The 24,222-nt window shown below is 67.2% G+C and carries 23 protein-coding genes; 13 read left to right on the top strand and 10 right to left on the bottom strand.

Annotated features, from left to right (window positions below):
- Positions 1-42 precede the first annotated feature (42 nt).
- Complete coding sequence (gene dtd, locus BM394_RS15305; RefSeq protein ID WP_092979153.1) at positions 43-468, bottom strand: D-aminoacyl-tRNA deacylase; 426 nt, start codon at positions 466-468, stop codon at positions 43-45.
- Positions 465-1,982 carry a DUF7782 domain-containing protein gene (locus BM394_RS15300; protein ID WP_092979393.1) on the bottom strand — a complete coding sequence of 506 codons (1,518 nt, stop codon included), beginning with the start codon at positions 1,980-1,982 and terminating at the stop codon, positions 465-467. Before BM394_RS15300 ends, dtd begins: the two co-directional genes overlap by 4 nt.
- Before the next feature lie 172 nt (positions 1,983-2,154).
- Here BM394_RS15300 and BM394_RS15295 point away from each other — a divergent pair, with 172 nt between their 5' ends.
- A complete protein-coding gene (locus BM394_RS15295) occupies positions 2,155-2,481 on the top strand; it encodes a DUF3099 domain-containing protein (protein ID WP_092979151.1) in 327 nt (108 codons plus the stop codon).
- 85 nt (positions 2,482-2,566) lie between these two features.
- Positions 2,567-2,821 (top strand): DUF3039 domain-containing protein, encoded by a 255-nt coding sequence (locus BM394_RS15290; RefSeq protein ID WP_092628608.1) that lies wholly within the window; start codon positions 2,567-2,569, stop codon positions 2,819-2,821.
- A gap of 20 nt (positions 2,822-2,841) precedes the next feature.
- Here the strand turns inward: BM394_RS15290 and BM394_RS15285 are convergent, their stop codons facing one another.
- Complete coding sequence (locus BM394_RS15285; RefSeq protein ID WP_092979149.1) at positions 2,842-4,038, bottom strand: YihY/virulence factor BrkB family protein; 1,197 nt, start codon at positions 4,036-4,038, stop codon at positions 2,842-2,844.
- 226 nt (positions 4,039-4,264) lie between these two features.
- Between BM394_RS15285 and BM394_RS15280 the strand changes: the two genes are divergently transcribed.
- Positions 4,265-6,079 carry a DEAD/DEAH box helicase gene (locus tag BM394_RS15280; protein ID WP_092979392.1) on the top strand — a complete coding sequence of 605 codons (1,815 nt, stop codon included), beginning with the start codon at positions 4,265-4,267 and terminating at the stop codon, positions 6,077-6,079.
- A 309-nt stretch (positions 6,080-6,388) separates the two neighbouring features.
- Here the strand turns inward: BM394_RS15280 and BM394_RS15275 are convergent, their stop codons facing one another.
- From BM394_RS15275 to ppgK, 3 genes are all read right to left on the bottom strand, one after another.
- Positions 6,389-6,583, bottom strand: coding sequence for a DUF7455 domain-containing protein (locus BM394_RS15275; protein ID WP_092628606.1), 195 nt, complete (start codon positions 6,581-6,583; stop codon positions 6,389-6,391).
- Positions 6,584-7,434: 851 nt separating this feature from the next.
- A complete protein-coding gene (locus tag BM394_RS15270; RefSeq protein ID WP_092979387.1) occupies positions 7,435-8,943 on the bottom strand; it encodes an RNA polymerase sigma factor in 1,509 nt (502 codons plus the stop codon).
- A gap of 327 nt (positions 8,944-9,270) precedes the next feature.
- A complete protein-coding gene (gene ppgK / locus BM394_RS15265; RefSeq protein ID WP_092979147.1) occupies positions 9,271-10,029 on the bottom strand; it encodes a polyphosphate--glucose phosphotransferase in 759 nt (252 codons plus the stop codon).
- A gap of 63 nt (positions 10,030-10,092) precedes the next feature.
- On the opposite strand from ppgK, the gene BM394_RS15260 reads away from it, so the two are divergent.
- The gene (locus BM394_RS15260; RefSeq protein WP_092979145.1) at positions 10,093-10,923 is read left to right on the top strand and encodes an inositol monophosphatase family protein; all 831 of its coding nucleotides are present in this window, start codon (positions 10,093-10,095) and stop codon (positions 10,921-10,923) included.
- 129 nt (positions 10,924-11,052) lie between these two features.
- Here the strand turns inward: BM394_RS15260 and cei are convergent, their stop codons facing one another.
- Entirely contained in the window at positions 11,053-11,766 is a 714-nt protein-coding gene (gene cei / locus BM394_RS15255) for an envelope integrity protein Cei (protein ID WP_175530119.1), read from the bottom strand.
- 557 nt (positions 11,767-12,323) lie between these two features.
- Here cei and BM394_RS15250 point away from each other — a divergent pair.
- Positions 12,324-12,626, top strand: coding sequence for a DUF4193 domain-containing protein (locus tag BM394_RS15250; protein WP_092628599.1), 303 nt, complete (start codon positions 12,324-12,326; stop codon positions 12,624-12,626).
- A gap of 203 nt (positions 12,627-12,829) precedes the next feature.
- Here the strand turns inward: BM394_RS15250 and BM394_RS15245 are convergent, their stop codons facing one another.
- A complete protein-coding gene (locus tag BM394_RS15245; protein WP_092979141.1) occupies positions 12,830-13,369 on the bottom strand; it encodes a DUF3093 domain-containing protein in 540 nt (179 codons plus the stop codon).
- Between the two features lie 24 nt (positions 13,370-13,393).
- On the opposite strand from BM394_RS15245, the gene dut reads away from it, so the two are divergent.
- The 4 genes from dut to BM394_RS15225 all read left to right on the top strand — a co-directional run bounded on the left by dut (position 13,394) and on the right by BM394_RS15225 (position 15,886).
- Entirely contained in the window at positions 13,394-13,900 is a 507-nt protein-coding gene (dut, locus tag BM394_RS15240; protein ID WP_092927176.1) for a dUTP diphosphatase, read from the top strand.
- 4 nt (positions 13,901-13,904) lie between these two features.
- Positions 13,905-14,540 (top strand): DUF3710 domain-containing protein, encoded by a 636-nt coding sequence (locus BM394_RS15235; protein WP_092979138.1) that lies wholly within the window; start codon positions 13,905-13,907, stop codon positions 14,538-14,540.
- 150 nt (positions 14,541-14,690) lie between these two features.
- On the top strand, positions 14,691-15,068 hold the full coding sequence (locus BM394_RS15230; RefSeq protein ID WP_092628784.1) for an OB-fold nucleic acid binding domain-containing protein: 378 nt from the start codon (positions 14,691-14,693) through the stop codon (positions 15,066-15,068).
- Positions 15,069-15,178: 110 nt separating this feature from the next.
- Positions 15,179-15,886 carry a DUF3159 domain-containing protein gene (locus BM394_RS15225; protein WP_342752726.1) on the top strand — a complete coding sequence of 236 codons (708 nt, stop codon included), beginning with the start codon at positions 15,179-15,181 and terminating at the stop codon, positions 15,884-15,886.
- A 125-nt stretch (positions 15,887-16,011) separates the two neighbouring features.
- Here the strand turns inward: BM394_RS15225 and BM394_RS15220 are convergent, their stop codons facing one another.
- Together BM394_RS15220 and BM394_RS15215 are read right to left on the bottom strand one after the other, a co-directional pair.
- The gene (locus BM394_RS15220; RefSeq protein ID WP_092979134.1) at positions 16,012-16,683 is read right to left on the bottom strand and encodes a potassium channel family protein; all 672 of its coding nucleotides are present in this window, start codon (positions 16,681-16,683) and stop codon (positions 16,012-16,014) included.
- Complete coding sequence (locus tag BM394_RS15215) at positions 16,683-17,348, bottom strand: potassium channel family protein (RefSeq protein ID WP_092927184.1); 666 nt, start codon at positions 17,346-17,348, stop codon at positions 16,683-16,685. Before BM394_RS15215 ends, BM394_RS15220 begins: the two co-directional genes overlap by 1 nt.
- A gap of 412 nt (positions 17,349-17,760) precedes the next feature.
- Here BM394_RS15215 and BM394_RS15210 point away from each other — a divergent pair, with 412 nt between their 5' ends.
- The 4 genes from BM394_RS15210 to BM394_RS15195 all read left to right on the top strand — a co-directional run bounded on the left by BM394_RS15210 (position 17,761) and on the right by BM394_RS15195 (position 24,217).
- Complete coding sequence (locus tag BM394_RS15210) at positions 17,761-19,797, top strand: APC family permease (RefSeq protein ID WP_092979383.1); 2,037 nt, start codon at positions 17,761-17,763, stop codon at positions 19,795-19,797.
- A gap of 170 nt (positions 19,798-19,967) precedes the next feature.
- Positions 19,968-21,227 (top strand): class I SAM-dependent RNA methyltransferase, encoded by a 1,260-nt coding sequence (locus BM394_RS15205; RefSeq protein WP_092979132.1) that lies wholly within the window; start codon positions 19,968-19,970, stop codon positions 21,225-21,227.
- 278 nt (positions 21,228-21,505) lie between these two features.
- Positions 21,506-23,449, top strand: coding sequence for a 1-deoxy-D-xylulose-5-phosphate synthase (dxs, locus tag BM394_RS15200; protein ID WP_092979130.1), 1,944 nt, complete (start codon positions 21,506-21,508; stop codon positions 23,447-23,449).
- 51 nt (positions 23,450-23,500) lie between these two features.
- Positions 23,501-24,217 (top strand): response regulator transcription factor, encoded by a 717-nt coding sequence (locus tag BM394_RS15195; protein WP_092979381.1) that lies wholly within the window; start codon positions 23,501-23,503, stop codon positions 24,215-24,217.
- Positions 24,218-24,222 lie beyond the last annotated feature (5 nt).

Raw genomic sequence — 24,222 nt, 5'->3', positions numbered from 1 at the left:
CCGCCGAGCGAGCGACCCACCAACCCGACCGGAAAACTTCGATCAGGTCTCCACGAGCAGCGTGAACGGGCCGTCGTTGGTGCTCTCCACAGCCATTTCCGCTCCGAAGACACCCGTCGAGACGCGGGCACCCCGGTCGCGCAGCCGCTCGACCACCGACTCCACCAGCGGTTCGGCCTGTTCGGGCGCCGCCGCGGCGCTCCAGGACGGCCGCCGCCCCTTCCGAGTGCTCCCGTAGAGGGTGAACTGGCTGATCACCAACAACGGTGCGTCAGCGGTGGCGCAGGACCGCTCGTCCCGCAGCGCCCGCAGCTCGTGAAGCTTGCGCGCCATGACCTCCGCCTGCTCGGAGGTGTCCGAGTGGGTCGCCGCCACCAGTACCAGCAGCCCCGGCTCGGTGATGCTTCCCACCACCTCGCCGTCCACGCGCACCGCCGCTTCCGAGACTCGCGTCACCACCGCCCTCATCGCTGTGGTCCCCACTCGGCGGGCAGCAGCATGCCGTGCCGGATCAACTCACGCAGCACCGGTTCGGCCGAACGGGCCAGCTCGGCGGAATCGGCCCCGTGTCCGGCGGCAAGCAGCTCCAGCAGTTCGTCGGTGGCGAGCGCGCCCTGGCAACCCGCGATCAGGTTGGCCCCGATCTCGTCGACCTCGTGCTGCCAGCCGGGTCCGTCGGTCCGGTGCAGTCGGTGTACGAAGGTGCTCCAGCCGTCCTGCTCGTGCGAGCTGACCCGCTCCAGCACCAGCCCCGGTGCGGTCACCAATGGACTGCGCAGCAGCTCCTCCCGGGTCGGGCGCTGTCGCAGCCACTCGATCCTGCGCAGCCATTCGTCGGCCTCGGCGCCGAGGGGGTCGTCGAAAGCCTGCCTGAGGTCCTCGCACACCACCTCACCGGGCTGTTGCCCCGGATTGCGGCGCAGCGTGACGAAGCCGAAACCGACGGCCGTGGCACCGTTGGCCTCGAACCACTCCAGCCATTCGGCCGATTTGGTCCTGCCGGTTTCCGACTTCGGGTCGATCCCGGCGTCGCGCAACCACGTGCCGACGTACAACTCCGGCTCGGCCACGTCGCGCTGCACGAACCAGGCGTCCACGTCGGTGTGGCGCAACCAGCCGGCGACCCGTTCCCGCCAGTCCTCGTCCTCCAGGTGCAGCCACGAGGCGAGCACGTGTGCGGTGCCGCCCTCGTTGAGCAGTTCCGGAACTCTGCCCACCACGAGAGCGCTCGCGTCGTCGCCGGACAGTCCGGAGTCGCGATAGACGAAATCGGTTCGTGCGGGGCCGACCACGAACGGCGGGTTGCACACCACCTGGTCGAAGCGTCGTCCTGCCACGGGCTCGAACCAGTCGCCGTGGAGCGCCTCCACATCGATGCGGTTCAGTCGGAACGTGGCCTTCGCGAGCGACAGCGCCCGCTCGGAGACGTCGGTGACCGTCACCCGTTCCGCGTGCGTGCCGGCGTGCAGCGCCTGCACGCCGCATCCCGTCCCCAGGTCGAGCAACGATCCCACCTGCCTGGTCGGGGTGGCTCGTATCAGACTCAGCGAGGCGTGGCCGACTCCGAGCACGTGCTCGCGGGAAACCGGCAGGTTCGAGGGACGCGTGTCCGCGTCCAGGTCGGAGATGATCCACCACGAGTTGCCCGTGGCGGCGTGCGGTCGGATGTCCAGTCCCGCACGTACCGAGTCACCGTCGTGCACGAGGACGCCTGCCGCGACGGCCTCTTCCACGGTCAGCGGGTGCAGTGCCTGTTCCGCCGCGGCCCGGTCGACCGGGTGCCCGAGCAGGAAGACGCGGATGAGCGTGTGGAGCGCGTCCGCTTCGGAGGTGGCCCGAATCGCCGGTTCGGGTTCCCCTCTTCCCAGGGCGGCGTGGGCCTGCGGCCCCAACGTGTCGAGCACGCCGTCGGCCGTGTAGTTCGCCGCGAGCAACGCCTCGCGCAGCCGGTCGATGCGATCGTGCGATAGTTCGGGAGTCACGTCCTCGATCCTCACACGTCGGTGTCCTCCGGATTCGGGCACACCCGTGATCCGGCGGCGTCGACCGAGGTCGCCGGGTACCGCGCGCTCGCCCGCGTCCTCCGGGACGAATCACGCCGGGGATGTGCGGTGGGACGGTCGAGTGGGACGATGTGAGTGTGGAGGTGGTGTCGTGAGTGGCTCCCAGCGTAGTGACGACACCCCGGTGCTCATCACCGAGGCAGAGCCGTCGTACGACGATCAGCAAGCGGCCAGGCGCAAGAAGTACGCGCTGATGATGTCCTTGCGCATCCCCTGTCTGGTGGCGGCCGTCATGGTTTACCCGATCTGGTGGCTGTCCCTGATCATCATCGCCGTCTCCATCCCGTTGCCCTGGATAGCGGTGTTGGTGGCCAATGACCGGCCTCCTCGCAAGAGCGAGCACGTCAACCGGTACCACCGCGATTCCCGGAAGCGTGAGCTGGAGGACACGGAGCACCGGGTGATCGACGGGGAATGACGGTAATGGCCCTTCCGGGGCTGTTCCTCGGCTCGGCCGCTACCGGACGGCGTCGCGGTCCCACGTGGTGGGGCATCATGGTGTTATGACTACGACTACTCTTCCGGAGACCGATACCCGGCCGGAGAACACCGAGCAGACCAGTGACGACCGGCCCGAGGTTTTTCACTACGTCCAGAAGGACAAGATCGCCGAGAGTGCCGTGATGGGCAGCCACGTGGTCGCCCTGTGCGGCGAGGTGTTCCCGGTCACCAAATCGGCCAAACCCGGCTCCCCGGTGTGTCCGGAGTGCAAGGAGATCTTCGAGGGGCTCCCGCCCGGTGGTGGCGACGACGAGTAGGGCCGATCTCGTTCCGTGTCTCATTCCGAATTCGGTTCGGTCGGCGGTCGCCCGCGGTGCGGAGGTTCGGCGCCCGGTCCCGCGCTGGGTGAATCCGGCCCGCGGGCACCGTCGGAGTCCCCGGTTGTGGGAGCGGAATTCGTCGTGGCGCCGGACTCCTCGGACGTGGTGCCGTGCTCCCGGTCCCGCCCCGTCCGCTCGTGCTCCGTCCTGTCGTGCCCCGTACCGCCACGCCAGGCTTCGTAGCCACGTTCGGTGCGCAACCGCTGGGCGGCACGTTGCATCTCCAGGCGCCGCCAGCGCCGCCGTTCCCGTCGCGTCATCCCGGCGGGCCAGGTGCGTTGAATCGCGTTGTTGAACTGCGCTCCGCCCACCACCGCGAATCCGATGAAGAAGGCGAACAGCAGGAAGGCTATCGGAGTGGCCAACGCACCGTAGGTGTATCCGGTGCTGGTCACCCAGGTGATGTAGAGGCGAAGCCCCACGCTGGAGCACAGGAACACCACCATCGCCAGCAGCGCGCCGGGCAACCCGCGATGCCAGGGAAGCTTGCGGGGCAGCGCGAGTTTGTACAGCGTCGCCAGCGCCAGTACCAGCAGTACCCCGGTGACCGGGAAGTACAACAGCCGGATGAGCACGGTCACGTCCGCACGGAGCCACTCGGGCAGCACGTCGAGCAGCCAGCGCGGCCCCAGCGCGGTCAGCGGCAGGATGAGCATCGCGGCGACCAGGCTGACCAGGTACAGCAACAGTGCCAGTACCCGTTGCCAGATCGCGTTACGCACCATGTACTGGTCGTAGGCCAGCGTGATCGAGTCGATCAACGAGGCCAGGGCCGAGGAACCGGCCCACAGCGACAGCAGGAACGCCACCGAGACGACCCTCGTCCGCCCGCTGGTCAGGATGTCGGCGACCGTGGGACGGATGATCTGGTTGACGACGTTGTCGCTGAAGATCGTTCCGGCGAATCCCACGACTCTGCGCTGCATGGTCTCGACCACTTCGGGGCCCAGCCACTCACCCACGAACCCCAGGCTGCCCAGCAGTCCCAGCAGCAGCGGCGGCAGGGAGAGCGTTTGCCAGAACGCGGCGGCCGCCGACTCCGAGAAGATGTCGTCGTTCCACGACTTGCGCAGGGTTTGAACCACCAGGCGTCTCGGTCCGCTCGCTCGGCTGCGGGAGCGTCCCCGCCCGTCGCGGTTCGAACTCGGATTCATACCACTTCCAGTATGTCGTCGCCGGTGTCCGTAGTGCGCCCGGTAGTCGTCGCGGGGTTTCATTCTCCGGCGCCCCCGCCCCTGCGGGCTCGTTGGCGAGTGGTCGAGCGGTAGGCTCCCGGAGGTTCTTGGTGCCGCGCGGAAGTATCGTTGCCGAGGGTTTCGGCCGATCGGAGGCGGATGACTCCGGCTGCGGGTGTTGATCGGAAAGGAGTGGCAGACGAGCGTGTCCGAGGCGCAAGTTGACCAATCCGTTCGTTCGGTGCTCAGCGACCCGTCACAGGCCAACGAGAAGCCGCTGCGTGCGTGGCAGCGCAGAGCGCTGACGAGGTACCTGGCGAGCAAACCACGCGACTTCATGGCGGTGGCGACTCCGGGAGCGGGTAAGACCACTTTCGGGCTGCGCGTCGCCGCCGAGTTGTTGGCCGACCGGACGGTGGAGGCTGTGACGGTGGTTACCCCCACCGAGCACCTCAAGCATCAGTGGGCGCTCGCCGCGGGCGGCGCCGGGATCCCGATCGACTCCGAGTTCAGCAACTCCGACGGTACGACCTCCCGTGACTATCGTGGTGTCGCGCTCACTTACGCACAGGTCGCCTCGCATCCCAATCTGCACCGGGTGCGAACCGAGCGCAGAAAAACCCTGGTGATTCTGGACGAGGTCCACCACGCGGGCGATGCCAAATCCTGGGGCGACGCGGTTCGGGAGGCATTCACCCCCGCTGAGCGCAGGCTCAGCCTCACCGGTACACCGTTCCGTTCCGACGACAACCCCATCCCGTTCATCACCTACGAGCCCGACTCCGACGGGGCGCAGCGCAGCAAGGCCGATCATCTGTACGGCTATTCCGACGCGCTGCGGGACGGTGTGGTCCGGCCGGTCATTTTCCTCGCCTACTCGGGCGAGGCCCGCTGGCGCACCAGCGCCGGTGACGAGTTCACCGCCAGGTTGGGCGAGCCCATGACCGCCGAGCAGACCGCGCGTGCCTGGCGCACCGCGCTCGATCCCGGTGGGGAATGGATTCCCTCCGTCCTGCAGGCCGCCGACACCAGACTCACCCACCTCCGCCGCGACGGGATGCCGGACGCGGGCGGGTTGGTGATCGCCTCGGACCAGAAGAGCGCCCGTTCCTACGCCAAGACGCTGCGACGCATCAGTGGAACGGAACCGGTCGTGGTGGTTTCCGACGATCCGCAGGCCTCCGAGCGAATCGCCGCCTTCGCCGAGTCCGACGACCGTTGGATGGTGGCGGTGCGCATGGTCAGCGAGGGAGTGGACGTGCCGCGGCTCGCGGTGGGGGTCTACGCCACGAGTGCCTCAACTCCGCTGTTCTTCGCACAGGTCATCGGCCGGTTCGTACGTGCCCGCCGTTCCGGCGAGACCGCCAGTATTTTCCTGCCCAGCGTGCCCGTGCTGCTCGAACTCGCCAGCCAGCTGGAGGCCGATCGCGACCACGTGCTCGGCAAGCCGCACCGGGAGAAGGAGGGCTGGGACGACGAGGAACTGGTCGAGGCCAACCGGCAGCGCGACGAGCCGGGGGAGAACGAGCAGCCCTACACCTCGCTGGGAGCCGAGGCCGAGCTGGACCAGGTGATTTACGACGGCTCCTCGTTCGGTACCGCTGCCTTCGCCACCACCGAGGAGGAGCAGGACTACATCGGGTTGCCCGGTCTGCTGGAGCCGGACCAGGTGCGAGCGCTGTTGCAGCAGCGCCAGCAGGATCAGCTGCGCGAGGTTGACAAGCGCGAGAAGCAACACAAGGCGGAGCAGGCCACGCCACCGAGGGGCGCTTCGCAGCAGGGTGGATCGTCCGGTGATGGGCAGTCCGGGGCCGACAAGCAGCGTTCGCAGAGTGTCCAGGAGCGCCTCAAGGAGCTGCGCAAGGAACTCAACAAGGTGGTTTCACTGCATCACCAGCGGACCGGCAAGCCCTACGGGGCGATTCACAAGGAGTTGCGTCGCGTCTGTGGCGGGCCGGCCACCGCCAGCGCCAGCATCGAACAGCTGGAGGAGCGCATCGCCACCCTTCGTTCCTGGTGACGTGCTCGGGCTTCCGGTGACGTGCCCGGGTTCCTGACGACGTCTCGGCATCCGGGCCGGTATCGGGGTGGCCGCCGGTGCCTCCCGCCGCTTCCGGTCCGGATCCGTCCGGCTCCGGTGGGGCAGGGGCAGTGGGGCAGGGGAGCCGGCGGGGTGAGGGGGAACGAAACACGAAGTGCCCGGCCGGAGGAATCCGACCGGGCACTCGTTGTGGTTCCATCCCCGGAACCGGCTCCGGAGTTCGCCGGGTGGCCGGATTCACCGACTGCTCGGCTCGTCCGGCGTCCCGAGGGTCCGGTAACCGTGACCTCAGAGTTCGATCTGTTCGTCTTCCTGCAGATCCGCCTCGATCTCGCTGAGTCCCGACTTGAACTCACGGGCGTGGTGTCCGCAGAACAGCAGTTCTCCGCCGGACTGGAGAACTGCCCTGAGCTTTGCGGCGGCCCCGCAGCGGTCACAGCGGTCGGCGGCGGTCAACTCGGGGCGGGTGAGTGTGTCAGGCATCGGAATCTCCCTCCGTCCCGGCGTCGGGGGTACCCGACGCCTCGATCCTGCTGCAACCACCGGTAGCCCGCTGGCGACGGGGCCGGTGTCGCAAGTTCCACTCTTACAGACACTTGGGCTCGCGTCACTGTTCCAACCTCGATCAGCGACTTGCGTCACCCGGAAATGCCCGAATGGCGGAGTGAGGGGGAGCACACTGTAGCCCTGCCTGTTATTGGCCTTCTGACCAGCGAAAACAATACTGTTGGTCGATCACGATCTGTGATGTGAATCAAAAAGCAATAGCTCTTCAGTATGTTTTTCAGCACATTTTCGCTTGTTGCGACGCCAAGGGTTCCGCTGTGGGCGAACGGACGGAGTCGCCCTGTTCCCGACCTGCGGCACGAAAAATATGGTCCAGATCACTTTTGGCGAGGGGTGTATCGCTCGGGGTCCTCTCCGGAACGGGTGGACGGACCGAACGACCCGGCCGAGGCCATTCACGATCAGGCTCCCGGCCTCGTGGCCGCGGTGTGGCCGCGGCGAGAGTGGCGCCCCGCCGTCCGTCACCCAGGGGCGAGCGGTGGGACTTCGCTTCGGGCGGGTTCGGAGCCGACACGAAAAAGCGCCCGGCCCCCGTTCGGGGCGGGCGCGGTTCCGGGGCTGCCGGAGTTAGTGCGATTTCGGGTGTTGGAACACGTTCACCCGGCCGCACGATCCCATTGGCCGGCCCCGGCCGGAGGACCGTGAACCGGAAGTACTGCCGGGCAGCGGGGCACACGATGTGGTTCCCACGAAGTGCCCCGCCACGCCTGGCGGGAACCGCCCCACCCGGGAGAACCCCGAGCGGGCACGGGCCCGTAACGGATCACTCAGTCCAGGTAGTCGCGCAGCACCTGGGACCGCGAGGGATGCCGGAGTTTCGACATCGTCTTGGACTCGATCTGGCGAATGCGTTCCCTGGTGACGCCGTAAACCTGTCCGATCTCGTCCAGCGTGCGTGGCTGTCCGTCGGTGAGTCCGAACCGGAGGCGGACCACGCCGGCCTCCCGTTCCGAGAGCGTTTGCAGCACCGACTGCAGCTGGTCCTGCAACAGGGTGAACGAGACCGCGTCCACGGCCACCACGGCTTCGGAGTCCTCGATGAAGTCACCGAGCTGGCTGTCGCCCTCGTCACCGATGGTCTGGTCGAGCGAGATGGGTTCCCTGGCGTACTGCTGGATCTCCAGTACCTTCTCGGGGGAGATGTCCATCTCCTTGGCGAGCTCTTCCGGAGTGGGCTCGCGCCCCAGATCCTGCAGCAGTTCACGCTGGATACGGCCGAGTTTGTTGATGACCTCGACCATGTGGACCGGAATACGGATCGTGCGGGCCTGGTCCGCCATGGCGCGTGTGATCGCCTGTCGGATCCACCAGGTGGCGTAGGTGGAGAACTTGTAGCCCTTGGTGTAGTCGAACTTCTCGACCGCACGGATCAGGCCCAGGTTTCCCTCCTGGATCAGGTCCAGAAAGGCCATTCCCCGCCCGGTGTAGCGCTTGGCCAGGCTCACCACCAACCGCAGGTTGGCCTCCAGCAGGTGGCTCTTCGCACGCTCACCGTCGCGCACGATCCAGCGCAGGTCCCGCCGCAGCTGCAAGGGGGGCATCTCGCCCGCTTCCTCCGCCTGCCGCAGTCGCTCGGCGGCGTAGAGGCCCGCCTCGATCCGCTTGGCGAGTTCGACCTCTTCCTCCGCGTTGAGCAGCGCGACCTTGCCGATCTGCTTGAGATAGGCACGCACTGAGTCGGCCGAAGCTGTCAGCTCGGCATCCTTGCGGGCCTGCCGGAGAGCTTCGGACTCCTCCTCGTCCCAGACGAAGTCCGGGTCGGTCTTGCCTTCCTCGTCCTCGACGACCTCCGGCTCCTCGGGGATGTCGACCTCGATGTCGTCGAGCTCGCCGTCTCCGATGTTGGCCGAACTCAGGTCGGTCTCGATCGGTTCGTCGATCTCCAGGTTCTCGCCGTTGGCCTGATCCGGAGTCGACTCGCCCGTCGACTGGGACGCGGTGTCGTCACCGGCCGACTTGGCCGTCTTCTTCGTCGTCGACTTCGCCGACGACTTGGAAGTGCTCTTGCGGCCGGTCGATTTCGTCCCGCTCGACTTGGTTCCGCTGGACTTGGTTCCGCTCGACTTTGTCGTGGTCGATCCCTTGGAGCTCTTCTTGCCGGTGGACGAGGATTTCGGTGCTTCGTCGGTCTCGGCCTCGGGAGCCGTGTCCGCGTTCGAAGCGGTCTTCGTCTTGTTGGGCTCGGACCGGGCCCCGCCTGATGCTGCAGCGGAGCCGGAGCGTCGGGTTGCGGTTTCTGCGGCTGCCACGTACGCCCTTTCGCGACGGTCTGTCAGGGCTGGCCGGGGGCGCGAAACCTCGGCCGCCAGGGGTCGGGGACAACCCACCGTTCGAGCCCTACGAGGCGTGCCGGAAGGCCGTGAATTCGGTGGGACGTGTTCCATTGTAACTGCGTCAGGTGAGTGTGGTTCCGCTGCAAGGCTGATCAGAACACCGTGTCGTGTGCACGGGTCTCCGATGCCCCGAGTTCGTCGCGCTCGGAAGCCACATTCCCCGTTCGGCGCACCAACCCCCGGGCCCGCGCCGCACGCTCCCGTCGCGGGAACGCCCGGTGCACGGCTCGGGAAGTCGCGGTGCGGTTGTCTTCGCACCGTAGCCGGATGCTACGCGCGTCGCGCGGCGGCTGATGCCGCACCGACTATACCCGCGTCGTTCTTCAGCGACGCCGCCACGATCGGAGTTCGGTTCTGCAGCAGCGGCAGCCACTTGTGCGACTTCTTGCTGACACCGCCCCCCGCGATGATCAGATCCGGCCACAGGAACTTCTCCAGACCCTGGATGTACCTGCTCACCCTGGGAGCCCACTCCTCGTAGCTGAGTCCGAGGTTGTCCTTGACCGAGGCCGCTGCCTCCGCCTCGGCGTCCTTCCCGGCGACCTCGATGTGCCCGAGTTCGGTGTTGGGCAGCAGACGCCCGTCCAGGAACGCCGAGCTGCCTATGCCGGTGCCGAACGTGAGGACGACTACGAGACCGGATTCGCGTTCCACTCCGGCGCCGAAGCGCATCTCGGCCAGCCCCGCGGCGTCGGCGTCGTTGAGCATTACGATTTGCTCACGAGCTCGCCCGAGCCGCTTGGCGAACAGCCCCTGAGCGTCTGTATCGATCCAGTCTTCGTCGATGTTGGCGGCCGTCAACGCCGTGCCGTTCTTGATCACGCACGGTAGTGTGATGCCCACCGGGCCGTCCCAGCCGAACTTGCCGACGATCTCGGCGACCACATCGGCCACGGCTTCCGGGGTGGAGGGGTGGGGAGTCGAGATGCGCAGCCGTTCGTCGGCCAGGACTCCACCCTCGACATCGACCGGGCATCCCTTGATGCCGGAGCCGCCGATGTCAATGCCGAATCCGCGGGCAGTGCCCATGCCTGATCCTTCCTATTCGATTCAGGACGAGGTGTGCAGACTTTAACCGCGCTGTGTTGCGATGTGAACGTGGGTTTGACACATCAGTATGACGCCGTGGGGCTGCGGGACACTTCGGTGCTCGTCGCGCGGGAGGCCGCCGACCTGGCGATGACCATGCGGAACGAGATCGTCACCACGGGTGCGGTGGACACGAAGAGTACCGAGACGGACGTGGTGACGGCCGCGGACCGGGCGGTCGAGAAGCTGATCAGGCGGCGACTCGCCGAACTCCGGCCGGGCGAGTCGGTACTCGGCGAGGAGGAGGGGGGTGAGGCCGAACAGGCGGGGCTGCGTTGGGTGGTCGATCCCATCGACGGAACCGTCAACTATCTCTACGGCTATCCCGCGTACGCCGTTTCGATCGCCGCGCAGCTGGACGGCGTCTCGTTGGCGGGCGCCGTGGTGGAACCCCCGTCGGGGCGTGTCTGGAGCGCCGCGGTGGGCCACGGTGCCGATCTCGACGGTGAGCCCCTCCGGGTCGCCGATTCGCATCGCCTCGACCTGGCGTTGCTCGGTACCGGATTCAGTTATCTCCGGCAACGTCGTGTCCGACAGGCTTCGCTGTTGTTGGAGCTGGCCGGTGAGATACGCGACATCAGGCGCGGTGGTGCGGCTTCCCTCGAACTGTGTGCTGTTGCCGCCGGATGGCTGGACGGTTACTACGAACACGGCCTGTCGCGATGGGACTGGGCCGCCGGCTCGCTGATAGCCGCAGAGGCGGGCGCGCGGCTACGACTGCCCGCCACGGGAACCACCGACGGTCTGGGGGACGAGGCCATCGTCTGCGCTGCGCCCGGGATCGTCGACGGGCTCACCGGCAAGTTGTTCGAGCACGGGGCCGCCGATATCTGAGAACTTCGCGTGCCGCGCCACTCGCCCGGAGCTCGGGCGTGAACCGAGTCCGACGCCGTACCCGCGTCGCGGTCGATACGGGACCGGGAACACCCCCGGTCCCGTGTGGGGCCCGGGGAAGGGCAACGGTTAGCAGTGCACGTCACGGGCGGCGTCGAGCAGTTCCTCGGAGACGTTCGGTTGGCCCACCCGCTGCTGGTCGGCTCCGCTCCGGCGGTTCTCCTTGGCCCAGTTCTTGAGTTGTTGCAGTACCTGGTGTGCCTGCTGGGTGGCGCGCACCCTGTCGAACTCCGATCCCAGCGCCAGATCCACCGTCGCGCCGGGGCGTTGGTCACGGACCAACTGCGCGCAGGGGGCGATCAGGCTCAGCGTGCGGGCGGCTCCGGCACCCGCACGGCCGTAGCGTATCTGGCCGTGGCATTTCAGGTTCAGATCCGTGTAGACCGGATCGTTGGCCGGGTCGCCCCCCTTGGCGAATCCGAGATTGTTCAGCTCCTCGGTGACCAGAGTGGCCTGATTGGCCTCACCGTTGGCGTTGAACACGTGCACCGAGACGTCCTGCGGGGGGCTCGGCGTGGTCTCGTCCAACGCTTCGCGGGACAGCATCGTGCCCGCCGGCGTCTTCGTGGGAGGTTCGCCGGGCTTCGTCGCCGAGGCGCCGGCTTCGGCTTCCGGCAAGTTGCAGCGAGTCGCCATTTCCACCGACTCGGTCGATTCGAACACCCTGGTCCAGACGAAACCCGACAACAGGGCGAGTACGGCGAGCAGGATCAACGCGGGCAATGGACGCCGGCGCCGATACCGCGGACCCCGCAGCCCTTTTCCTGTGCTCGCGGTGGACACGTTCTGCCACCCTCCCCTGATCGAGCCGTCATTCGTCCCGGTGAGTTAGATCGAAACGGTTTCATGCCGAATCGACTGTCCGCCCCAATCAGCTTAGGTGTTGATACGCGACTACGCGGCCTCGTGCGGACAGTCGTGTCGAAGTTGTTGCCCGGTGTGTCTTCGTCGTTGCCAGGTGTGCCGTTACGTCGCTGGGACAGATCGTGACAACGGTGGAGCGCCCCCACCGTCTCCGCGGCCGACCGATGTCGTTCTTCGTGCCCGTTCGACCGTGTCCACCCTGCCATGTCGTTGCCCGGGTCACAGGATTCACCGGCGGCGGGGTGAAGCACATACCACACCTATGGGTGACCCGGTGCGTATCACGCTCCGGGATGAGCTACCCTTCCCGCGCTCCACGCTGTGAGGTTGAGGTCGGTCGCTCGTTTCGGGGGAACTTGGAGCGCAGGACAAACGGAGACCTCCGCCACTCTCGCGTGCGGGCACAAATTGGAGCCCTGGAACGTTGACCAGCGGCACACCATTGCAAATCTCCACAAATGCAGGGGTGAAACGAGATGGCCACCGACTACGACGCTCCGCGGCGCAACGAGTCCGAGGATCTTCCCGAGGACTCGCTGGAAGAGCTCAAGGCCAAACGCAACGATGCTCAGTCCGGGTCCGTGGACACGGACGAGGGTGAGATCGCGGACAACTTCGAGCTTCCGGGTGCTGACCTCTCCGGTGAGGAGATGACCGTCAAGGTGCTCCCGAAGCAGGCCGACGAGTTCACCTGCTCCAGCTGTTTCCTAGTGCACCACCGCAATCGACTGGCGGGGGAGCGGAACGGGAAATACGTCTGCCGCGACTGCGCGGCCTGAAACGCGTGGGTCGAGGACCCGATGGCGGGCTGGATGTGATGAATCGCACGTCCAGTCCGCTGTTCACGTTCGACGCGTGCCGCGGCGGACGCGCCGCTCTCATCTTGGCGCACTTCTCACCGGACCGTTCGGCACCGAGCCGATCCACCATCGCCACGGGCTGTCCGGATGCGGTGCGCGTACTCCGAGCACGTGTCCCCGGGCTATTCCTCTCGTAGCTCTCCGCCGGACTGCCGTTCGCCACGCCGCAGCACCTCGGCCAGTCGTTCCGGGTGCCGCGTGCTGATCACCCAGTAGGGGGTCGGGTCGTCGGGATCGTCCAACCAGATTCGTGCGGCGGTTGGTGCCCAAGGGCTGTGCATCATGAAAGCCGCCGGATCCAGTTCCGGGCCGAGCGCTCGTCGTTTCCGTTCCCGTGGGATCACCTCGACGTCGGAGACGAATCGCAGCGGTAGCCGCGCGTTGCCCGCCCGTAGTTCCCGCTCGGTGACCACGAGGCGCGTTCGACTCAGCCAGACCGGCAGGGCTATCGACAACGGCAACAGCACCGCGTAGGGCAGCCACGCCCGAATGCCCGGATACCCCATGTGCACCTCGGCGGCCAGCAGAGCGGCCGCTACGAGTGGCAACGGCCAACTCCACCAGGAGACGTGCAGCCGTTCCCGATAGCGGATTTCTCCGGTCGTGTCATTCAACCCGGTTGTGGGACCGCTTTCGGGGGCCGCTTCTGAACTATCCGACACGTCCTCAGGGTAGTCTTGCGCCCCGTGCCAAGCGTGAAGGTCCTGCTTACTCGTGTCGATCCCGAAATACAACCCCCGTCCTACGCCCGGACCGGTGATGCCGGTGCGGATCTCGTCACAGCGGAGGACCTGGTGCTCCATCCCGGGCGTCGTGCTGTGGTCGGCACCGGGATCGCCATAGCTCTCCCGGAGGGGTTCGCCGGTTTCGTGCACCCGCGTTCCGGGATGGCCGCCCGGTCGGGGCTCAGCGTGGTCAACGCCCCGGGAACCGTTGACGCGGGCTACCGGGGTGAGATCAAAGTGTGCTTGATCAATCATGATCCGGACCGGGAGATCGTACTGCGGCGCGGGGACCGAATAGCCCAGTTGGTGGTGCAGCGTGTCGAACACGCCGTTTTCGAGGAGGTCGTCCAACTGCCGGAGTCGGTACGCGGTTCCGACGGTTATGGTTCGACCGGAGGTCACAGTGCGTTGACGGGTTCGGCCGAGGTTGGCGACACAGGCAATACGACCGGTAGTACGGAGGTCTGACGGGATGTTCGGATGGCGCCGTCGCGACGGACGCGAGAATGACGCGGATGGTTCCGACGTCAGCGAGGACTATCACGACGGGGCGGATTCCGCGCCCGACGGCGGACCCTATGACAAGCACGAGGCTCCGCACGACGAGGTCGAACGGCTCGATCTCGGATCGGTGCGGTTGCCCGTGCCGGAGAACAGCCAGTTGCAGGTGGAGGTCGATCCCGAGGGGCCGGTGCGGGCCGTGCACCTGCTCACTCCCTCCGGGCGGCTCACCGTCAGCGCGTTCGCCGCTCCGCGAACCGGTGACCTCTGGCAGGAGGTGCGCCAGGAACTGATCGAGCAGTTGCGTTCCGACGGGGCCGACGTGCGTCACGAGCGGGGAATCTGGGACACCGAACTCGTGGCCGACACGGACAGGACCTCGTTGCGGTTCGTCGGCGTGGACGGGCCTCGTTGGTTGCTGCGCGGTGTGGCGGCCAGCCCGTCCGAGGACCTCGAGGCGTGCACGAAGCTACTGTACGCGGTCATCGACGAGACGGTCGTCGATCGCGGTTCGGATCCCATGCCGGTCCGCACCCCGTTGCCGATCGAGCTTCCCGAGGAGATCGCACAGCACATTCAGCAGCAGCAGGAGCAGGCGGGAGCCTGAGAACGCTCGTACTCCGGCTGTGGTTCGAAGCCGGAAGTCGTTCGCTCGAACCGTCGTTACCCCCATGAGGCTGGACTACGAGACTAGGCTGAACTCGCACGGGTGAGAACCCGCGCGGGCACACTGGCCCACTGCGCACAGGAGCGCGAGATGAGCAACACCGGAGACGGCTACCTCCGCCGCCTCGTACGTCGCCTCACCAGCGACGTCGCCGAACTCGACGCCGACGACCTCTCCGAGAGGTCGCGGGCGAGCGGAGCCAGGCGGGCGTGCGACTGCAAGTGCGGTGAACAAGCGGAGGTGCTGGGCCGAGTCCGCTGCGTCGGTATGGCGCCCAAGGCTTCGGTCCCCACGTTGGAAGCCGAGCTGTACGACGGCACCGACGGGGTGACATTGGTTTGGCTCGGCAGGCGTCAGATCACCGGTATCGAACCCGGCAGAACTATAAAGGCCCGCGGTCGGATTGCCGATCGTGATGGTCACAAGGTTCTTTACAATCCCTACTACGAGTTGCAGAACACCGCATGACTGAATCCAGTTCATCCACTCCGGACGGGGCCGACCCCGTCCGGAGTTACGACGAGGCGTCCGACGGCGGGTCCGACGGGTCCGCCGGTTCGCCCAAGGCGCCGTTCGGGATGCGTGCCCCCGCCGAGGGGAGCGACGGGGCCGAGCAGACACTGCTGCAGCAGATGGGCGGTGTCAGCGGTCTCGCCTATTCCGCCGTTCCCATCGTCGTGTTCGTCGTCGTCAACTCGCTGGTCGGGATGGTTCCGGCCATTTGGATCGCCATCGCGAGCTCCCTCGTGCTCGCCCTGGTGCGGATCATCCGCAGGGAACCCCTGCAACCGGCTGTCTCGGGTGTGCTCGGGGTGGCGATTTGTTCCTTCATCGCCTACCGCACGGGGGATGCCAAGGGGTTCTTTCTGCTCGGGATCTGGACCAGCCTGATCTACGGTGGCGTCTTCCTCGTTTCGATGCTCGTGCGCTGGCCGTTGATCGGCGTCGCCTGGTCCGTGCTCAACGGGCACGGGTTCCGGTGGCGAGAGCAGCGAAAGGCCTTGACCGGTTACGATCTGGCGACGCTTGCCTGGACGATCGTTTTCGTCGCCAAGTTCGTGGTGCAGCAGTGGCTTTACGCCGCTGACGAGACGGGCTGGCTGGCCGTGGCGCGTATCGCCATGGGTTATCCGCTCACCGCGCTGGCACTGCTGGTGACGGTTTGGGCCATTCGACGCGCGGGCAAGGTCGCCGAACAGGCGCGCGAAGCCGATTCCGGGGGCTCCGACGGTGGTGCCGGTACCGGTGAGGTGACTCCGGCGCGTCCCCGGCACGAAATGGGATGACTCCGGCTGCCGGGAGGGCGGCCCCGCCGCGTTTTCCTCCCGGCCGTTCCGGGGACCGCTCCCGTGAACCGTTCCGCTCGGAAATCCGATCGATACGGGAGTGTCCCGCTCGCGGCCGGTACACCTCAGTCCAGGCCCGGCGGGTCGTGCACCAGTTCGCTGATCCGCCGTTCCACGTCGCCCGAGGCGACGAAGAGCATCTCGTCACCCACCTCCAGCGGGTCGTCGGGCTGCGGAACGATGACCCGCCCACCGCGAAGGATCGTGACCAGTGCGGCGTCCGCCGGAAGCGTCAGGTCACGGACCCTGCGGCCCGCCAGCGGAGCCCCTTCGGGCAGGGTCATCTCCACCAGGTTGGCCTGGCCCTGACGCAGTGTCATGAGTCGGACGATGTCACCGACACTGACCGCTTCCTCCACCATCGCGGCCAGCATGCGTGGGGTAGACACCGCCACATCGACTCCCCACGCCTCGTTGAACAACCACTCGTTGTGCGGATCGTTCACCCGTGCCGCGACTCGCCTGACCGCGAACTCCGTCTTGGTCAGCAGCGAGACCACCAGGTTGACCTTGTCGTCACCGGTGGCCGCTATCACCACGTCGCAGGTCTCGATGCCGGTCTCCTCCAGCGAGGAGAGCTCGCAGGCGTCCGCGTGCACCCACTGGGCTCCCGGAATGGCCCTGGGCTGGTAGTTCTGCGCCGAGCGCTCGATGAGCATGACCTGGTGCCCGCCGTCGAGGAGTTCGCCGGCTATGGACTGCCCGACCGCGCCTGCTCCGGCTATGGCAATGCGCATCACTGGGTCTCCTCGGGTGGGCGCTGCGCCGTCGCGGTTATCTCGGTGATCGTTCCCGACAGGGCCGCCACGTAGACGGTGTCGTCGGCCTGCACCACCGTGTCCGACTTCGGCAGCACACCGTTGCCGAACCGCATGATGAACGCGACCCGGCATCCGGTCGCGGTTTCCAGGTCACGGGTGCGCCTGCCCACCCAGCTCTCGTGCAACGGCAGGCGCAGCACGGCCACGCTCCCGGACGGATCCCGCCAATCCGTCGCCACCCCCTCCGGGAGCAGCATCCGCAGGAACCGGTCGGTGGTCCACGGCACCGTGGCCACCGTCGGAATCCCCAACCGCTGGTAGACCTCGGCCCGTTTCGGGTCGTAGATCCGTGCCACCACGTGATCCACCCCGAAGGTCTCCCGGGCCACCCGTGCCGAGACGATGTTGGAGTTGTCCCCGTTGGACACGGCGGCGAAGGAGCCCGCCCGTTCTATCCCGGCTTCGATCAGTACGTCCCGGTCGAAACCGTTCCCGGTCACACACTGGCCGTGGAACTGCTTGCTCAACCGGTGGAAGGACTCACCGTTCTTGTCCACGACTGCCACGGTGTGATCGAGCCGTTGCAGTGCGGCCGCGAGGGAAGCCCCCACTCGGCCACAGCCCATGATCACGACATGCACGACCGGTTTCCTCGCTCTCGGCTGGTTGCCGGACCCACTGTGTCGGGATCCGTGACCCTTCCCACAGCTCTGACAGTACCCGTCGCTGTGCCGAGTCTCCGTGTCTCGAAACGGCCCGATCCGGTGAGGACGACGGAGCGGATCGACACTACGCGCTGAGTCGACGCGGGCCGGTGCACCGTATCGAGTGAGGCAGGGGTAGCTCATCCAGGGGGCCCATCGCGAACCCGGTGTTCGGTTTCCCGTGCGCAACGAGTTCGCGGTCACCGGTTTCGGCCCGGAGATCCCGGTAACGCCGCCGTTGTCGGGGGACCATCGGCGGGTGCCGCGACGACCCGTCCCGGTGCGGGATGCGGTTCGGGCACGCGATCCCGCGGGAGCGGGTCGCGGGCGGCCTCCTACGCTCTTGGCCGTGTCCAAGCTCGCGACCGTGACCAAGCGTCTGCTGGTGGGCCGACCGTTCCGCAGTGACCGGTTGTCGCACACGCTGCTGCCCAAACGCATCGCCCTACCGGTGTTCGCGTCGGACCCGATGTCCAGCGTGGCCTACGCGCCGCAGGAGATCCTGCTCACGCTGTCCGTGGCCGGTATATCGGCGTACGCGATCAGCCCGTGGATCGGCCTCGTCGTCGTCGCGGTGATGCTGGTGGTGGTGGCCTCCTACCGCCAGAACGTCCGCGCCTACACCTCGGGGGGTGGTGACTACGAGGTAGCCACCACCAACCACGGTCGCCGCTGGGGGCTCGTGGTCGCCAGCGCGCTGCTGGTCGACTACGTGCTCACCGTCGCCGTCTCCATCTCCTCGGCCGCCGCCAACATAGGCTCGGTCGTGCCGTTCGTGGCCACGCACAAGGTCGCCTTCGCGGTGGGCGCCATCGCCCTGCTCACGGCAGTGAACCTGCGGGGCGCCCGCGAGTCCGGCACCACGTTCGCCGTGCCCACCTACGCGTTCGTGCTGGGTATCCTGGGAATGATCGGTGTCGGGCTCTACCGCGCCTACGTGCGCGGTGACGAGTTGCGGGCCGAGAGCGCGGGCTTCGAACTGGCCCAGGAGCCCTCCCAGATCGCCGGACTCGGTTTCGTCTTCCTCGTGCTGCGCGCCTTCTCCTCCGGCAGCGCCGCGTTGACCGGCGTGGAGGCCATCAGCAACGGTGTTCCCGCCTTCCGCAAGCCCAAACCGCGCAATGCCGCCACGACTCTGTTGTGGATGGGTCTGATCGCCGTGACCATGTTCATGGGGCTGCTCATGCTGGCTCGCATCACCGGTGTGGTCATCGCGGAGGACCCGCGGCACCAGCTCATCGGGGTGCCGGAGGGCTACGAGCAGAAGACGCTGATCGCGCAGCTGGCTCACGCGGTGTTCGGCGGGTTCACACCCGCCGTGTACTACCTGATCTTCTGCACGGGGCTGATCCTGGTGCTGGCTGCCAACACCGCCTTCAACGGTTTCCCGTTGCTGGGCTCCGTCCTGGCGCAGGACCGGTACCTGCCGCGGCAGCTGCACACTCGGGGCGACAGACTCGCCTTCTCCAACGGCATCCTGTTCCTGGCCGGGTTCGCCACCGTGCTGGTCCTCGTGTTCGAGGCCGAGGTGACCAAGCTGATCCAGCTCTACATCGTCGGTGTGTTCGTCTCGTTCGTGCTGAGTCAGAGCGGCATGATCAGACACTGGAACCGGCGGTTACGTACCGAGGAGGACCCCTCCGCCCGGGCCAGCATGCGCAGGGCTCGCGTGATCAACTCGATCGGGCTCGCGATGACCGCCACGGTCCTCGTCATCGTGCTGATCACGAAGTTCCTGCACGGTGCCTGGATCGCGATCGCCGCGATGGTCGCGGGCTACCTGCTGATGCGTGGTATCCGCAAGCACTACGATCGGGTCAGTGCGGAGCTGAGCCGCACCGACGGGCCGACGGTACTGCCCTCCCGAAACTACGGTCTGGTGCTGGTTTCGCAGTTGCACCTGCCGAGCATGCGGGCACTGGCCTACGCACGCGCCACCCGGCCCGACGAGCTGGAGGCGATCACGGTCAACGTCGACGACTCGGACACCAGGAAGCTGGTGGCGGCTTGGGAGGAACGTGACATCACGGTCCCGCTCAAGGTGCTCGAATCCCCTTATCGTGAGATCACTCGACCGATCGTGGACTATGTGAAGCGCATCCGGCGGGACGGTCCGCGTGATGTGGTGACCGTTTTCATCCCGGAGTACGTGGTCGGACGTTGGTGGGAGCAGTTGCTGCACAATCAGAGTGCGCTTCGCCTCAAGAGCAGGTTGTTGTTCGAGCCGGGTGTGATGGTCACCAGTGTTCCGTGGCAGCTGGAGTCCTCCACCAGGGTCGATCTGCGCGCGCCCACGCCCCGCCGTTCGGTGCGCTGGGGAGCCGGAAACGGGAACAAGGGCAACGGGGAGCGCAGCAGCGGGAACAGGGGCAACGGGCAGCGTTGATCCTCCCGACGCACGTCCGTGCCGGGGCGGTGCTACCGACCGGTGTGCACTGCCCGGTGTTCCCGACCCCACGCGCCGCGCTTCACGGGAAACCGTCGCTATTGTCGCCGCATCGGTTTCCGTGCCGGTCGTCCGCCGGAAGCCACCTTTGATTGGAGCCGTGAGACCTGGTGAATGACAAACCGGACTGGACGGGGCGACGGCTTCGTCTCGAGGTCGGTGCGGTGGCCCACGGCGGGCACTGTGTCGCCCGGTACGAGGGGCGGGTCGTGTTCGTGCGGCACACCCTGCCCGGAGAGACCGTGGACGCACTGGTGACCGAGGACCGTGGCGGTGGGTTCTGCCGCGCCGATGCCGTGGCGGTGGTCGAAGCCGCTGCCGGCAGGGTGGAACCGTCCTGCCCGCTGGCCGACATCGCACGCGGGACCGATCGTTGCGGTGGCTGCGACTGGCAGCACGTCGACCCGGCCGTCCAGCGGGAGCTGAAGGCCGCCGTGGTGGCCGAGCAACTCACCAGACTGGCGGGGGTCGAGTACCCGGTCGAGGTGTCGCCGCTGCCCGGTGGTCCGCTGCGCTGGCGCAGCCGTGTCCGGTTGGCGGTGGACGACGACGGCGCGGTCGGTTTTCGGGCACACCGCAGTCACCGCGTGATACCGGTTCGGGACTGCCCGATCACGATGGAGGGCGCGCTCGACGAGGTCGCTTCCCGTTCCTGGACGCCAGGGGCCGAGGTGGCCGTCACCCGGGACGGTTCGGGAGAGGTGCACGTCACCGAGCACTCGGTTCGGCCCCGGCGCTCCGGTCGTGGCGGTGGCCGTCCCACCCGGTCCGCCCGGAAGGTACGGGGAACGGGGATCGCTCACGAGACCGCGGTGGGGCGGGAGTGGGGCGTCCGTTCGGAGGGCTTCTGGCAGGTGCACCCCGAGGCCGCCGATCGGTTCGCCGAAGTCGTCGCCCGGATGGCCGATGTCCCTTCCGGTGGCCGGGCATGGGACCTCTACGGCGGTGTCGGACTGTTCGCGGCCGTGCTCGGGCAGCAGGCCGGACCGAGCGGTGACGTACTGCTCGTCGAGTCCGGTGAGTCGGCGGTACGCGACGCCGAGGCCAACTTGGCCGATCTGCCGCAGGTTCGGGTGCGATCCGGCCGTGTGGAACGCGTGGTGACCGAGCCGACCGTTCCCGCTCCCCACGTGGTGGTGCTCGATCCGCCGCGCAAGGGGGCGGGCAGCGAGGTGGTGGACGCGATCAGCCGTGCACGGCCGAGCCGGGTCGTCCACGTCGCCTGCGATCCCGCCTCTCTGGCACGCGACATCGGGCTCTTCCGGGAGCGGGGTTACCGGTTGAGCCGGTTGGAGTCCTTCGACGCCTTTCCGATGACGCAGCACGTGGAATGCATCGCTCTGTTGGAGGATACTGAACGGAACTCGTGAGTCAGCGCGTCGCTACGCCTTGTGGAATCACGTCGTTCGTGGCTCCGTAGACTGGCGAAGTCACGTGGTGACCCTGTATTACATGACCCCGTAGTGCATGATCCCGAAACACGTGACGATGTAATACATCACGGCAGGCACGTGATGTGCGAAGTGAGAGTTCGAAGCGCGGTTCCCGTGATGGGAGCCGCGTGCTGTGGGCAGCGGGCCGCTCCGCGAACCGGAGCCGTGTCCGTGCCCCGAGACCTGTAGTCGGTCACGACGAGCGAGGTGGAGCGGTGACGCTGCTGGAGTCCGTGCACGGTCCGGCCGATGTCCAGCGCCTGGAGCACGGTGAGTTGGTCGAGCTCGCCGCCGAGATCAGATCCTTCTTGATCGAGAAGGTGTCGCGTACCGGTGGTCATCTCGGTCCGAATCTCGGTGCGGTCGAGCTGACCCTGGCGTTGCACCGTGCGTTCGACTCACCGCGCGACCCCATCGTGTTTGACACGGGGCACCAGTCCTACGTGCACAAGATGCTCACCGGCAGGCAGCGGGGTTTCGACCGGCTGCGAAAACGCGACGGGCTGTCCGGTTACCCCTCGAGGGCCGAGAGTGAGCACGACCTGGTGGAGAACAGCCACGCCTCCACCTCGTTGTCCTACGCCGACGGCCTGGCGCGGGCGATCCAGCTGAGCGACTCCGGTCGCCACGTCGTCGCCGTGGTCGGCGACGGGGCACTGACCGGAGGCATGTGCTGGGAGGCCCTCAACAACATCGCGGCCGACCAGGAACGCCCGCTGGTGATCGTGGTCAACGACAACGGGCGTTCCTACGCACCCACGATCGGTGGCCTGGCCGAGCACCTGGCCTCGCTGCGGTTGCGTCCCGGCTACGAGCGGGCGTTGGAGAACGGTCGTCGTACCGTGCGCAGTCTTCCGGTGGTGGGGCGGCCGCTCTACACCGGCCTGCACGCGGCCAAGCGGGGTATCAAGGACGCGCTGAGCCCACAGGTGATGTTCTCCGATCTCGGGATCAAGTACTTGGGGCCGGTGGACGGGCACGACCTCAAGGCACTGGACTACGCGCTGGGGATGGCCAAGACGTTCGGTGGCCCGGTGATCGTGCACGCTGTCACTCAGAAGGGCAACGGCTTCGCGCCCGCCGAGAACCACGAGGCCGACCAGATGCATCAGGTCAAGGTGATGGACCCGGCCACGGGCGCCCCCACCGGTCCCACCGCGACCAGCTGGACCAACGTGTTCTCGGACGAGCTCGTCCGTATCGGTGGGGAACGCGACGACATCGTCGCGATCACCGGTGCCATGCTGGGCCCCACCGGTCTGGACAAGTTCGCCCGGAACTACCCCGATCGCTGCGTGGACGTGGGTATCGCCGAGCAGCATGCCATGACCTCGGCCGCGGGTATGGCGATGGGCGGGTTGCACCCGGTGTTCGCGGTGTACTCGACGTTTCTCAACCGCGCGTTCGACCAGTTGCTCATGGATGTGGCGCTGCACCGGCAGCCGGTGACGGTGACCCTGGACCGTTCCGGCGTCACCGGTGACGACGGGCCGAGCCACAACGGCATGTGGGACCTGTCCGTCCTGGGGATGATCCCCGGGATTCGGGTCGCCGCCCCGCGCGATGCGGCGACGCTGCGTGAGGAGCTGCGGGAAGCGGTCGCGGTGGAGGACGGCCCCACCGTGGTGCGGTTCTCGAAGGGAACGGTCATCGACGAGGTGCCCGCGCTCGAGCGGGTCGACGGCGTCGACGTGCTGCGCCGCCCCGCCGAAAACGAGGAACGGGACGTGCTGTTGAGCGCGGTCGGCGCGTTCGGCGAGCTCGCGGTCGCCGCCGCCGAGCGACTCGCCGCGCAGGGGATCGGCGTGACCGTGGTGGATCCGCGCTGGGTGGTTCCCGTTCCGGGTGCCGTGCTCGACATGGCCCGGTGTCACCGTCTCGTCGTCACGCTCGAGGACTGCGGTCGGCACGGTGGTTTCGGGTGGTCGTTGGCGGCCGCCATGCGTGACGCGGACATCGACGTTCCGCTGCGGGATCTCGCGATTCCGAATCGTTTTCTGGAACATGCCTCGCGCGGGGAGGTGCTCGCCGAACTCGGGCTCACCGAGCAGGACGTGGCCCGCAGGATCACCGAGTGGGTGGCCGACCGGCTCGAAGGGCAGTTGGACGAGGAGGAGACCGGTATCACCACCGATCTGGACACACCGCGAGCCGAGTGATCCCGCGCTCCCTGATCGTCCGGGACGGCCGTGCTGTGGCACGGTGAACGCGTGCGGATCCTTGTGGTGGAGGACGAACAGCCGCTCGCCGACGCGATCGCGCGTGGGCTGAGACGGGAAGGGCTTGCCGTGGACGTGACCTACGACGGTCTCGATGCTCAGGAGAAGGTCGCGGTCACTCGCTACGACGTGGTGGTGCTGGATCGTGATCTGCCCTCGTTGTCCGGTGACCGGTTGTGCGCCGAGCTGGTCGCGTCCGAGGAGCTCACCAGGGTCCTGATGCTCACCGCGAGCGGTACGGTGGCCGACCGCGTCGAGGGGCTCTCGCTCGGTGCCGACGACTACCTCGCGAAGCCGTTCGCGTTCGACGAGCTCGTGGCCAGGGTTCGTGCGCTGGGTAGACGTTCCACACCCGCCACACCACCGTTGCTGACCGCGCACGATCTCGAGCTGGACTCCGCCAGGATGCGGGTCAGCAGGAGCGGTGGCGAGGTGGATCTGACCCGCAAGGAGTTCGGGGTGCTGCAGGTGCTGCTGTCCGCGCGGGGCGCCGTGGTCAGTTCCGAGGAACTGCTGGAACGGGTGTGGGACGAGTACGCCGATCCGTTCACCACCACCGTGCGAGTGACCGTTATGACGTTGCGGAAGAAGCTCGGTGACCCGAGCGTCATAGACACGGTGGTCGGTTCCGGTTACCGCGTGCCCTCCGCCGGTTCAGGGACCTCGTCCGACACGGACGCCGAAGTCTCCGGTGCCGGCGAGAAGTGATGCTG

Origin of the sequence: Actinopolyspora lacussalsi subsp. righensis, from assembly GCF_900116555.1 — a bacterium.
Classification (GTDB): Bacteria; Actinomycetota; Actinomycetes; order Mycobacteriales; family Pseudonocardiaceae; genus Actinopolyspora; species Actinopolyspora lacussalsi.
The sequence above is the reverse complement of the archived record's forward strand: the minus strand, read 5'-3'. Positions and strand labels throughout refer to the sequence as shown.

What these genes read in the sequence shown, in the direction of transcription:
- dtd (WP_092979153.1), bottom strand. Translation starts at nt 468, where the DNA reads ATGAGGGCGGTGGTGACGCGAGTCTCGGAAGCGGCGGTGCGCGTGGAC.
- BM394_RS15290 (WP_092628608.1), top strand. Translation starts at nt 2,567, where the DNA reads ATGACTACGACTACTCTTCCGGAGACCGATACCCGGCCGGAGAACACC.
- BM394_RS15285 (WP_092979149.1), bottom strand. Translation starts at nt 4,038, where the DNA reads ATGAATCCGAGTTCGAACCGCGACGGGCGGGGACGCTCCCGCAGCCGA.
- BM394_RS15275 (WP_092628606.1), bottom strand. Translation starts at nt 6,583, where the DNA reads ATGCCTGACACACTCACCCGCCCCGAGTTGACCGCCGCCGACCGCTGT.
- ppgK (WP_092979147.1), bottom strand. Translation starts at nt 10,029, where the DNA reads ATGGGCACTGCCCGCGGATTCGGCATTGACATCGGCGGCTCCGGCATC.
- BM394_RS15250 (WP_092628599.1), top strand. Translation starts at nt 12,324, where the DNA reads ATGGCCACCGACTACGACGCTCCGCGGCGCAACGAGTCCGAGGATCTT.
- BM394_RS15235 (WP_092979138.1), top strand. Translation starts at nt 13,905, where the DNA reads ATGTTCGGATGGCGCCGTCGCGACGGACGCGAGAATGACGCGGATGGT.
- BM394_RS15230 (WP_092628784.1), top strand. Translation starts at nt 14,691, where the DNA reads ATGAGCAACACCGGAGACGGCTACCTCCGCCGCCTCGTACGTCGCCTC.
- BM394_RS15225 (WP_342752726.1), top strand. Translation starts at nt 15,179, where the DNA reads ATGCGTGCCCCCGCCGAGGGGAGCGACGGGGCCGAGCAGACACTGCTG.
- BM394_RS15220 (WP_092979134.1), bottom strand. Translation starts at nt 16,683, where the DNA reads ATGCGCATTGCCATAGCCGGAGCAGGCGCGGTCGGGCAGTCCATAGCC.